General features: G+C 43.1%; 9 protein-coding genes and 1 tRNA gene. 4 read left to right on the top strand and 6 right to left on the bottom strand.

What is annotated here, in order from left to right; genetic code table 11:
- Positions 1-151: 151 nt before the first annotated feature.
- Positions 152-223, bottom strand: a tRNA-Gln gene (locus PHU20_RS06110).
- A 211-nt stretch (positions 224-434) separates the two neighbouring features.
- Here PHU20_RS06110 and PHU20_RS06105 point away from each other — a divergent pair.
- Positions 435-3,746, top strand: a complete 3,312-nt coding sequence (locus PHU20_RS06105; RefSeq protein WP_274824476.1) for a glycosyltransferase family 117 protein — start codon at positions 435-437, stop codon at positions 3,744-3,746.
- A 161-nt stretch (positions 3,747-3,907) separates the two neighbouring features.
- Here PHU20_RS06105 and PHU20_RS06100 read toward each other — a convergent pair whose 3' ends face one another.
- From PHU20_RS06100 to PHU20_RS06090, 3 genes are all read right to left on the bottom strand, one after another.
- Positions 3,908-4,204, bottom strand: coding sequence for a thioredoxin family protein (locus tag PHU20_RS06100; protein ID WP_274824475.1), 297 nt, complete (start codon positions 4,202-4,204; stop codon positions 3,908-3,910).
- Positions 4,205-4,296: 92 nt separating this feature from the next.
- A complete protein-coding gene (locus PHU20_RS06095) occupies positions 4,297-5,526 on the bottom strand; it encodes a metallophosphoesterase (RefSeq protein WP_274824474.1) in 1,230 nt (409 codons plus the stop codon).
- A 56-nt stretch (positions 5,527-5,582) separates the two neighbouring features.
- Entirely contained in the window at positions 5,583-6,305 is a 723-nt protein-coding gene (locus tag PHU20_RS06090) for a copper homeostasis protein CutC (protein WP_274824473.1), read from the bottom strand.
- Positions 6,306-6,347: 42 nt separating this feature from the next.
- Between PHU20_RS06090 and PHU20_RS06085 the strand changes: the two genes are divergently transcribed.
- From PHU20_RS06085 to PHU20_RS06075, 3 genes are all read left to right on the top strand, one after another.
- On the top strand, positions 6,348-7,346 hold the full coding sequence (locus PHU20_RS06085) for an isoaspartyl peptidase/L-asparaginase family protein (protein WP_274824472.1): 999 nt from the start codon (positions 6,348-6,350) through the stop codon (positions 7,344-7,346).
- A gap of 131 nt (positions 7,347-7,477) precedes the next feature.
- A complete protein-coding gene (gene polA / locus PHU20_RS06080; RefSeq protein WP_274824471.1) occupies positions 7,478-10,312 on the top strand; it encodes a DNA polymerase I in 2,835 nt (944 codons plus the stop codon).
- Between the two features lie 179 nt (positions 10,313-10,491).
- Positions 10,492-10,839 carry a T9SS type A sorting domain-containing protein gene (locus tag PHU20_RS06075; protein ID WP_274824470.1) on the top strand — a complete coding sequence of 116 codons (348 nt, stop codon included), beginning with the start codon at positions 10,492-10,494 and terminating at the stop codon, positions 10,837-10,839.
- Between the two features lie 55 nt (positions 10,840-10,894).
- On the opposite strand, the gene PHU20_RS06070 is transcribed toward PHU20_RS06075, so the two are convergent.
- Both PHU20_RS06070 and PHU20_RS06065 read right to left on the bottom strand, forming a co-directional pair.
- Positions 10,895-11,395 carry a lipocalin family protein gene (locus tag PHU20_RS06070; RefSeq protein WP_274824469.1) on the bottom strand — a complete coding sequence of 167 codons (501 nt, stop codon included), beginning with the start codon at positions 11,393-11,395 and terminating at the stop codon, positions 10,895-10,897.
- Between the two features lie 73 nt (positions 11,396-11,468).
- The gene (locus tag PHU20_RS06065) at positions 11,469-12,182 is read right to left on the bottom strand and encodes a DUF5916 domain-containing protein (RefSeq protein ID WP_274824468.1); all 714 of its coding nucleotides are present in this window, start codon (positions 12,180-12,182) and stop codon (positions 11,469-11,471) included.
- Between the last annotated feature and the right edge of the window lie 59 nt (positions 12,183-12,241).

The raw sequence follows: 12,241 nt of genomic DNA, 5'->3' as shown, positions 1-12,241 counted from the left end.
ATCCCGACATCAACGGACATCGGGATTCAATTCAACTTGTTGGCCTACTAGGACTCCCTTCGACTCCGCTCAGGATAAACTTCTCGTCCTAAACTTGTTCCTAAATGAAAAAATCCCGACATCAACGGACATCGGGATTTAATTCATCTTGTTGGCCTACTAGGACTCGAACCTAGAACGACTGGACCAAAACCAGCTGTGTTGCCAATTACACCATAGGCCAATACCTCATCCAAAGACCACTTCCCAAAAAACGATGGAAGTTATTTCCGCTTTAGAGCGTGCAAATTTAAAACAAAGTTTGGTTTGAGCAAACATTTTTAAAAACAATCATCAAAAAAATCAGAAAGACCCCTGTTAAAGGTTTATCAAAAATGTTCGGGCATATATATTTTAATTACTAAATTCGCCACCAAGGTAAAACCACAAATTGCATGTTTTCAAAGAACTTCCAAAAATGGAACACCCTACTCGGATGGGTCGTCTTCTTTATAGCCCTTATAACATATAGTATCACTGTAGAACCCACAAGTAGTTTTTGGGATGCCGGAGAGTATATCGCTACCTCAGCAAAATTGCAGGTAGGCCATCCGCCGGGGGCCCCCTTATTGCAAATGCTCGGTGCTTTTTTCGCCATGTTCGCCTTCGACCCCGACAATATCGCCCGAATGGTGAATTACGTCTCTGGGGTAAGTAGTGCTTTTACCATACTTTTTATGTTCTGGACGATTACCAATCTCACCAGGAAATTGATCGGGGAAAAGGAAACCCTTTCCAATAGCAAATCGATTGCCGTTTTGGGGAGTGGACTCGTTGGTGCCTTGGCCTTTACCTATTCCGATAGTTTTTGGTTCAATGCGGTAGAAACCGAGGTATACGCAAGTGCAAGTTTTATAATGTCACTGTTGCTTTGGCTCGGACTTAAATGGACGGATAACTTGGATACACCACGGGGCAATCGATGGCTTATCCTTATTTCATTTGTAGTAGGGCTAACCTTCGGGGTGCAGTTCATGGGCTTTTTGGCCATCCCTTCCATAGGTCTTCTTTATTATTTCAAGAAATACAAAACCACTACCATAAAAAACTTCCTCATAGCCAATGTCTTGGTCATTGCGGTTCTAATGCTGGTCTATAAGTTTTCATTGACCTATGTACTGAAATTATTCGGCTGGGCGGAGGTCTTTTTCGTAAACAGCATTGGATTGCCTTTCAATTCAGGATCATTGATCATGGGGCTGCTTTTTATCATTGCATTTTATATGGGGTTACGGTATACCCACAAAAACGATTTCCGAAATGCGAACACCATTGTCTTGAGTATCATGTTCCTGTTCTTTGGATTCTCTACATGGTTGATGCTTCCCATTAGAGCGAATGCCAATGTGGTCATCAACGAAAACAATCCGTCGGACGCCAGATCGTTATTGGCCTATTACAACCGGGAGCAATACCCCGGTGTGGACAGTCCCGTATATGGCGCGTATTACTCCGATATTTTTGCTCCCGCCGGCAAGGAAATTGATGACAAACCCAAGTATGAAAAAGACTACCAAAAGGGGAAGTATGTCATTGTCAACTACTATAAAAATGCCCTGCAAGACTCCAACGAAAAACACAAAGGCATTTTACCCCGAATGTGGAGCGGACAGCACGCCGAGAATTACATGAAGTATTTTGGGCCGTTGGATTTCAAAATGAAACAATCCAACGATGAACTTAGACAAGCAGTGGCCCAAGTAAAAAAAGGATTTGCCAATGGCGAAATCGATGCCGAACAATATATTAGTTTTCTAAAACGATTCGAGGACTATCTTGAAATACAACCGCCTTCGATCTGGGATAACGTGAAGTACATGTTCGAATTTCAATTTGGTTATATGTACTGGCGTTATTTTATGTGGAACTTCGTTGGGAAGAACAACGATATCCAAGGGCGTTATGATGAAAATGGGAAATGGTTATCGGGCATACCCTTTGTCGACAGTGCTTTTCATGGCAGTCAAAAAAACCTTCCCAGTGACATCAAGGACAACAAAGCCCGCAATACGTATTTCTTTTTGCCTTTGCTTTTGGGCATTATCGGCATTTTGTTCCAAGTATCCAAAAACCCAAAGCAATTTTGGGTCTTGTTGGTTTTCTTTTTATTCACGGGAATCGCCATACAATTTTACACGAACCCCTATATTTTCCAGCCGCGGGAAAGGGATTATTCCTTAGTAGGCTCATTCTATGTATTCGCGCTCTGGATCGGACTTGGGGTATATGGCCTTTTCGATGAATTCAAGAAATGGATCAAACCAACGGTCTTGGCTCCTGCGATAACGCTAATATGCCTATTGGCGGTACCCACGGTAATGGCCGTACAAAACTGGGACGACCACGATCGATCGAACCGCTATACCGCCGAATCCTCTGCCAAAGCGTATCTAGATTCTTGCCAAAAGGATGTCGGGGCCTTATTGTTCACCATTGGGGACAACGATACCTTTCCACTTTGGTACGCCCAGGAAATCGAAAACTACAGAACCGACGTGCGTGTCGTATGTACAAGTCTTTTTGAAACGGATTGGTATGTAGACCAGATGAAACGCAAAGCCTATTCGAGCGACCCGATACCTTCACAAATTACCCATGACAAGTACCGATGGGGATCCAGGGATGTGTTGTACTTCCAAAATGTAGATCCTTTGTTCAATAGGGAAGTATCAAAAAGCCGATGGAACATCAAAGACTTTATTGACTGGATCGATAGTGACAAACCACAGACCAAATTCAAATTTTTCTTGGAAAAACAAGACATCGATGTTGACGAATATCCCGAGAATACCCAAAATTTAGTGTACTATCCGACCCAAAAATTACGAATCCCCGTCAATAAGAAGAATGTACTTGAGAGCGGATTGGTAAAGCCAAAGGATTCTGCCCTGATCGTTGACTATATAGATATCGACTTACCCAGCGCCATTACCAAGAAAAGCATGATGATGTTGGACATCGTTGCCAACAACGATTGGAAACGCCCCTTATATTTTTCTGGTGGAAGCTTTGATGACGCCGAATTCATTTGGATGAAAGATTACCTTCAATTGGACGGCATGGCCTATAAATTGGTCCCAATAAAGACCGAACGCAGCAATTCATTCGATATGGGAAGGATAGATTCCGAACTCATGTACGATATCGTTACCAAATGGGATTGGGGCAATTCAGGAAACCCGGACATTTACCATGACCCCCAGACCAGGGTCCAAGGCATTTCTTATCGAAGTAACCTTGCCCGATTGATGGAAAAATTGATCCAAGAGAACAAAATCGACAAAGCGAAGACCATCATAGATCTGGCCATGGAAAAAATGCCCGTTGAATACTTCAACTACTACCATTTTGTACTGCCTTTCATTGATGGGTATTACAAGATAGGGGAAACCGCCAAGGCCCATGAAATATACGCCAAGCTGAAAAAAATATACCAAGAACACTTGGAGTACTACGAAGGGATTCCTTTAAATGAACAATACGCCAAGATCGATGATATCATTTCCGATATGGAATCGTATCGCAGGTTGATCGATGTGCTCATCGAGAACAGCGACCGGAACATGGCGGAAAAGGAAACCTTGATCTTTAATGAATACATTGACAAGTTCAGCCATTTCTACCAGGATGAGATCTTAGAGGATGAACCAACATTACAACAAGAAGATCCTGATTTTTCGGATACCGTTACTTTAGAAAACCAGTAGGAAAGCGGAAACAAAAAAAGGGTTGGAAGTTCGGTATAATTTCCAGCCCCAAAACGACTTTTTTTTAAAACCATAAGGGAACACCCATCGTACTGGGATAGCCTCCATTTATGTTATTATGTACCTCGGGAAAATGCTTTATGCCTTTATCCAAGTAAAGGTCATACATATTCGTTCAGAATGCCGATAAGCGTATTGGCATCCTGCTCCCCACTTTGACGCCAAACCATTTCCCCTTTCTTGTATATGATTAGGGTAGGCAATCCTTTGACACGAAGGGCTTGGGATAACTCCTTGTTCTTATCCACATCGATTTTTATGACTTTACCTTTATCACCAAGAGCAGCTGCAACATCCCTGAGTACCGGATGCATCGCGGTTGATTGTTCATTCCATTCCGCATAGAAATCCAACAAAACGGGAACGGGTAAATCTATTAGTTCACCAAATTTCGACATATATAGTTCTTTCGGTTACAAATCAAATGTAAGAAAAAATGTTAAATGACCAGTTTTTGCGACCTAATTGTAAGTTTTGCTTGCCGTTAAAATCATGTTAATGGGTTTTTCCTTAACGTTATTACGGAAATTTCGGGCCAAATTCCGACCCTTCCCGGATACCCTAAAAATCCAAACCCACGATTCACGTTAATATACTGCCCCATTTCTTTGTATATACCGGCCCAATATTTATAACGCCATCGGATAGGGCTCCATTTGACCCACCCGGGTATCTCGATCCCAAACTGCATACCATGGGTATGGCCACTTAATGTCAAGTGATAATGGTAATCGTCGTTAATCACCACATCTTCCCAATGAGACGGGTCATGGCTCATTAAAATCTTAAAATCCTCTTTTGAAATGGCATTGGCAGCCACCGAGAGATCCCCGGCTTTCTTAAATCCACCCCGGCCCCAATTCTCTACACCGACCAATGCGATCTTATCACCCCCCTTTTTCAAATACCTGCTTTCGTTCAATAGCAGAACGAAACCTATTTCGAGTTGTAATGCCTTAAGCTCCTCGAGATTCTTCATTTTCAACTCCTCGGTATCCCAATCGACATAATCGCCATAATCATGGTTACCCAATATCGAGAACTTTCCATCAGCGGCTTCCAACCTTGCAAAAGTATCTTTCCAAGGCACCATTTCCTCGGCCTTATTGTTCACCATGTCCCCAGTGAACAAAATAACATCGCTCTTTTGGGCATTTACCAGATCGATGGCGTATTCTATTTTCTTCCGATCATCAAAACTACCACTGTGTACATCGGAAATCTGCGTTATTTGATACCCATCGAAGGCATCGGGCAAATCATCGAACTCCAATTGGTATTTCAACACTTGAAAATTGTACTTTCCGCGGTACATCCCATAGAGCAATGCCCCGAAAGGAATGGCCGCTATCCCCATGGCTATCATACTCAAAAACCGTCTGCGTTCGGGAAAACTGAATTCTTTGGTACCACCGAACAACTTCTGATAGGCTCCACTCAAAAAACGAAAAAGATCTTCGGAAAAAAGAAAGACCACGGTGATGACATTAAAGGTAATCATCGTCAATAAAAATCCAAAGGCATAACTTTTGGGACGGCTCAATACCCTTCCCGTATCATCGCCCCAGGCAAATTGATACAAGAAATTCAACAACACTATCAAGGAAATCCCGAGATAAGTAAAGTAGACCCAAGGGTACCTGGTTATGGTTTTTAAAGCCTGTAAGGCATAGAACGTCAAGCCCGCATAAAACATGACGAAAATAATCCAACGTAACATAGTCCTATTTTAAACAAAGATATTTATAATCAGGTTCTTATTCATTCCATTTCGGTTTATTTAACTTCTTTCAAGACTTTTCGAATTACTTCCATATTGGAAACAAAAACCCCTTGATCCCGTAAAAAAGACGGGGTGTTCATCGATACCTTGGGCACCGTTTCCATACGTTGTTCATAGGTTGTCCCCGATAAGTGCACCACCTTGAACCCTTTTTCCTTAAAAACACCAACATTGCCCGCATGTATACCCCCGCCCGGCATAATTACCGTTGAAGCAGCTACCTTGTTCAATTGGGACAATAAAGCAATCCCCTCCAAGGCCGATTTTTCTTGTCCGGATGACAAGATATGATCCACACCCAATCCTTCCAATTGCCTTAAGGTATTTTCGGGGTCACGTACCCAATCAAAGGCGCGATGGAAAGTGAACTTTAAATTTCCCGATAGCTCGACCAAGGTCTTGGTACGTTCCAAATCCAAGGTACCATCGGCATGTAATGCCCCAGAAACAATTCCGTCGAAACCCATTTCCACACAAAGGGCGATATTCCGCCTCATAATTCCGAATTCCGATTCGGTATATGTAAAATCCCCACTACGGGGGCGTATGAGCACATGGACGGGAATTTGCAGATTTTCCTTTATACTTTTCAACAGTCCGTAAGAAGGGGTAATCCCCCCTACCGCCAACTCGGAGCACAACTCTATCCTATCGGCCCTCGCCTTTTCCGCATTCATGGCCGATTCCAGCGAATTGGCACAGACTTCTACTAACATATTGCTTATATTTAACTCCTTAAAATTAAGTATCACAAAATTATGAAGCGAAGAAAGTTCCTTAAAAATTCAAGTATGGTGACCGCGGGATTGGTTTCGGCCCCGCTATTGGCCTCTAGCCAAGAAAACAAAAAGAACGGAACAACCATAAGCCCTATGGCTACGGCAATAAAACCTATGGCCATATGTACTTGGAATTTCAAAAACGCCACAGCAAAAGCCTGGGAAGTTTTGCAAAATGGAGGAAGTGCTTTGGATGCCGTTGAGCAAGGCGTAATGGTCGAGGAAGCGAATGAAAACAATCAAACCGTAGGCAAGGGAGGCCGCCCGGACAGAGATGGAAATGTGACCTTGGATGCCTGTATCATGGATAAAGATGGTAATTGTGGTGCCGTACTGGCGATGCAGAACATCGTCCACCCGGTTTCCGTGGCACGTAAGGTCATGGAAGATACCCCCCATGTGATGTTGGCCGGAAAAGGAGCCGAACAATTTGCTTATGAAAAAGGGTTCGAAAAAGTTGATTTGCTGACCGAAAAATCAAAACAACAATGGTTGGAATGGAAAAAAACGTCCCAATACAAACCTATCATCAACATTGAAAACCACGATACCATCGGCATGCTTGCCATCGATAAAAACGGCGATATTTCAGGAGCCTGTACCACTAGTGGCATGGCCTACAAATATGCCGGTCGTGTGGGGGACTCACCGATTATAGGGGCCGGACTTTTCATTGACAATGAGGTCGGGGGCGCAACGGCAACCGGGGTAGGCGAAGAAGTAGTGCGCACCGTAGGCAGCTTTTTGATCGTGGAGTTGATGCGCCAAGGCAAATCGCCTCAAGAAGCCTGCGAGGAAGGGGTAAAACGAATCATTGCCAAAAACAAGGACAACACCGACTTTCAAATAGGATTTATCGCCGTCAACAAAAAAGGGGAAACAGGCAGTTACTGCATTCATCCGGGATTCACCTATCGGCAGTATTCCGAAGATGGACATATAAACCACCCATCCGATTCGTATATTAAACGAAAGTAATGCCCTATCACCTTTTCTATAATGAGGACGGATTCGTCCTGCAACATATGTTAAACCATCCACCCCTACAGTAAACAACGTTAAAAATTATAATCTTTGTATTTTTAACTTTGCACAATTAATTTTCTATAATGGCAGAACAAAAACGACTTTTTTTATTGGATGCTTACGCTTTGATTTTCCGTGGGTATTACGCACTTATCAAAAACCCACGAATAAATTCCAAGGGTATGGATACCTCTGCCATTATGGGATTCACCAATTCGCTGTTCGATGTCATTCGCCGCGAAAAACCGGACCATTTGGCCGTGTGTTTCGATAAAGGGGGCAGCACGGAACGCTCGGAACTGTTTCCCGATTATAAGGCGAACCGTCTCGAAACCCCTGATGCCATAAAAGTCGCCGTGCCCTATATCCAGGAAATTTTAAAGGCCATGCATATCCCGGTGGTCATCCAGGAAGGTTGGGAAGCCGACGATATCATCGGTACTTTGGCCAAACAAGCCGAGAAAGAGGATTATAAGGTGTATATGGTTACCCCTGACAAGGATTTCGGTCAATTGGTCTCAGAAAATATCTTCATGTACCGCCCTGCACGAATGGGCAACGGCATTGAGATCTGGGGAATTCCCGAAATACAAAAACGATTTGGGGTGGAACGGCCCGAACAAGTAATCGATTATCTCGGCATGATGGGTGATGCCAGTGACAATATCCCAGGTCTACCCGGGGTGGGGGATAAAACCGCGAAAAAATTCATCAACGAATATGGTTCACTAGAGGGGCTACTCGATAATATCGATAAGCTTAAAGGCAAAATGAAGGAGAAAGTAGCGGAAAACCGGGAGCTCGGTTTACTTTCAAAAAAGCTGGCCACCATTTGCACCACCGTGGATGTCACCTTTGATGCGAAGGATTATGAAATGTCTGAACCCGAAAATGAAAAGGTACAGAAAATCTTCGACGAGCTGGAATTTAGGCGGCTCAAGGACCAATTTGCCAAATTATTCGCTCCAGATTCCGGGGAGACAAATGAAATCGACAATGGACCTTCCAGACCAAAAAAGGCCACAACCGAGGCCGGAGGCGGTCAATTTTCCCTTTTCGGCAATGAAGGCAACGCCCCTGCCACGATAAAAACGTCATCGGGAAGAAAAACAATACACGATGTTCCCCACGTTTACCAGAGTGTCACCAGCCCCATGGCCATGAAACTTTTTATGCAAAATGTGATGAAACAGCCCTCGGTTTGCTTTGATACGGAAACAACCGGACTCAACCCCTTGACCGCAGAATTGGTAGGGATCGCATTTTCTTGGGAAGCCGGAAAAGGATTTTATATCCCTTTTCCCGACGACAGGGATGAAGCCCAAAAAAGTATCGAAATCCTACGGCCGTTTTTCGAATCCGAGGGGATAGAGAAAATCGGGCAGAACCTGAAGTACGATATCAAGGTGTTGCATAAATACGATATTCAGGTCAAAGGCAAATGTTTCGATACCATGTTGGCCCACTACCTTATCAATCCCGATATGCGACACAATATGGATGTACTCTCGGAAACCTATCTGAATTACACCCCCTTATCAATTACGGAACTTATCGGTAAAAAAGGCAAGAACCAATTGAGTATGCGGGACGTACCTTTGGAACAACAGACCGAATATGCCGTTGAGGATGCCGATATCACTTTTCAATTGGCACAACATTTCAGGCCCGAATTGGCCGATGCCAAGACGGAGGAACTTTTCACTACGATCGAAATCCCCTTATTGCATGTACTGGCCGATATGGAGTTGGAAGGCATCAATCTGGATAAGGAATTCCTACACTCACTTTCCAAGGACCTAGACAAAGACATCCTGGATCTACAAGAAAAAATCTACAAGGAAGCCGGACAGGAATTCAATATTGCATCACCGAAACAATTGGGCGAGATCCTATTTGACCAATTGAAATTGGTCGATAAACCCAAAAAGACCAAGACCGGACAATACTCTACCGCAGAAGACGTACTTTCCTACTTGGCCAAAGACCACGAGATTGTCAAAAACGTATTGGACTATCGTGGACTTTCAAAATTGAAAAGCACCTATATCGATGCCTTACCAGAACAGGTAGAGCCCTCTACAGGCAGGGTACATACCGACTATATGCAAACCGTAGCGGCCACAGGCCGTTTGAGCAGTAACAATCCCAATCTCCAGAATATCCCCATCAGGACCGAACGGGGACGACAGGTGCGGAAAGCCTTTATACCAAGGGACGAAAACCACATATTGTTGGCTGCGGATTACTCGCAGATCGAATTGCGAATTATCGCGGCACTGAGCAACGAAACTACCATGATAGAAGCGTTTAAAAACGGGGAGGACATTCACGCTTCCACAGCTTCAAAGGTCTTTAATGTACCATTGGAAGAAGTCACAAGGGAACAACGAAGCAATGCCAAAACGGTGAATTTCGGGATTATCTATGGGGTATCGGCATTTGGATTGAGCAACCAAACCGATTTATCACGTACCGAGGCTAAGGAGTTGATCGAAACCTATTATAAGACCTATCCCAAATTACGGAATTACATTAGCGAACAGGTCGATTTTGCCAGGGACAATGGTTACGTACAGACCGTTTTGGGAAGAAGACGATACTTAAAGGATATCAATGGGAGTAATGCGATAGTCCGTGGAGCCGCGGAACGCAATGCCGTAAACGCCCCCATTCAAGGGAGCGCGGCGGATATCATCAAAATTGCGATGATCAACATCCACCAAAAACTTGCCAAAGGCAATTACAAATCAAAAATGCTTTTACAGGTGCATGACGAATTGGTCTTTGATGTATTCAAACCCGAGTTGGAAGCGTTACAGACCCTAATCAAATCGGAAATGGAAAATGCCTATGAACTCGCCGTTCCTTTGGACGTGGATTTGGGCATTGGCCAAAATTGGCTCGAAGCGCATTGACCATTCAGCAAAGGTTTTAAACTTCCGCTGTCATTCGTTCGGCATTTTGGAATTTACCCAACGAATACAAAAGACTAAGAACCAATTGAATATTTAACCTTTTCTTAGTAATCGATTTGTACTAAACAGCCTAAGTTTATCGTTCTTGATTAAATAGGTTTTTCATATATCGAAAGAAGATGGGAAGGGTAGTAGCAATATTTTTGATTTTAGCCATGTGTTCCTTTGGCGGGCAGGCACAGGATACTTCCTATAATGGCAATGGATCATCGTTGCATACGGGTACCCAAAAAGTAAAGGTATTCCCCAACCCTGCCACCAACGTTGTCAATATTCTGGGCCTTAAAAACAGTAATCGCGCCGATATCATGATTTCAGATGTTTACGGAAACACCCGATTACAATACCAATGGCAAATTAAAAACAATGCCATAAACATTCCTGTTGCCAATTTGGATACCGGTATTTATATCGTTACCATAATTTCCCAAGAACAAAAAGTACAGACCAAATTTTATAAAAAATAATTGCCCAGCTTGTTCTAAAGTGTAGGCATATTCAAAGATTGGAATGTCTTTTGGTTTATTGCCTAGTGAAAATTGCTTCGGCCCCGGTCAAATTATCCTCATCCACGATTTCTGCCGGTAATGTCAGGGTATTGCCGTCCAATTGGATCGTAATGGTTTCCTCCACGTTATTTTCATCTACAAAAGTCAATTGATCACCTTCCAAAGTCCAAACAGAGGAACTGGTCTCAACTTCTGAAGGACATTCTATCAAAAGTCCGGTACCCGCTGCGTTGACATCGTTGCCTGTTTCGGTAAAATCCTTGGCCGTGGCCATCACCGTTTGATCCGAATTAAAATCCAATACAAGGATTTCACAGCCTGAAGCGATCAAAATCCCGATAACCTCATTGGCCAACGCCAAATCATCGGGTGAATCGGCATTGTCTATATTCAACCCCGTAAACGACCAAGTCCCTACGATCGATTCTTCATCCAACACACTATTTTCCTTGTCCGTTGAACATGAAAAAAACATACATGCCGTTATCACGCTCATTAAAATATATCGCATCATCCTATAATTTAGTCCGTTACATTAATTGCAAAACGCAAAAATAGGTAATCTATTATATGCCTTGACGGATCCATTACAAAATGAAGCGATAGGTAACCTTGATCAAGAAGATATTCTGGGGTTTTTCCTTGTTGAAAACAGTATTCCTTAAATCCCTATAAAGCATCTCTCCGGGGTTTCCCGATTGGGATAAATCCTGCGACCAAACCAGAAAAATCTCGGAACCAGGGATATACTCCCATCGCAAGACCAAATTGGAACGAAACTGTACAAAAGAAAAATCGGGATTTTCAAAACTAAAATCCGCAACCCCATCCAAATCATCATCTACGCTATATACATCTTCTGAAAGCGAAAGCTGATTTTCTAAAAATGGTGAAATCCTATCATCAAAGTTTTTGGCCAAAGGATCTACCACTTCCTTGAAATTACTATATCTACCCCGGGAAATAAAAGGCTGCCCCCAATACTGAATGGTAAGATTCGGATTTATCGTATAATTTAGACGCAATGACATACTCAAGGTTCGTTGGTCTACCGTACCGTTCAAATATCTGGTTTGCCCGTCTACATCAATATTGTCCAAATACTGCAATTTGTTCCTATTGATGCCATATTCGGGAGAAGCGGAAATACGCAAAGCGTTGAAAGGCTGGTATACAGCACCGAATTCGACATAATAGGCATTGGATGAATCGTCGGCGGCCCTATTCCCATTATGGAAGAATTCGAATCGTAATTTTTTTCGGCTATCCGTTTCAATACCGTTGGTACGATATACAAACATCCTTTACAGAGTTATAGAAACATCGTTTACACTTTTTAAGTTGCATTTGAAACCAAAAT

Source organism: Maribacter polysaccharolyticus, from assembly GCF_028882255.1.
In the GTDB taxonomy this organism is placed as follows: domain Bacteria; phylum Bacteroidota; class Bacteroidia; order Flavobacteriales; family Flavobacteriaceae; genus Maribacter_A; species Maribacter_A polysaccharolyticus.
The sequence above is the reverse complement of the archived record's forward strand: the minus strand, read 5'-3'. Positions and strand labels throughout refer to the sequence as shown.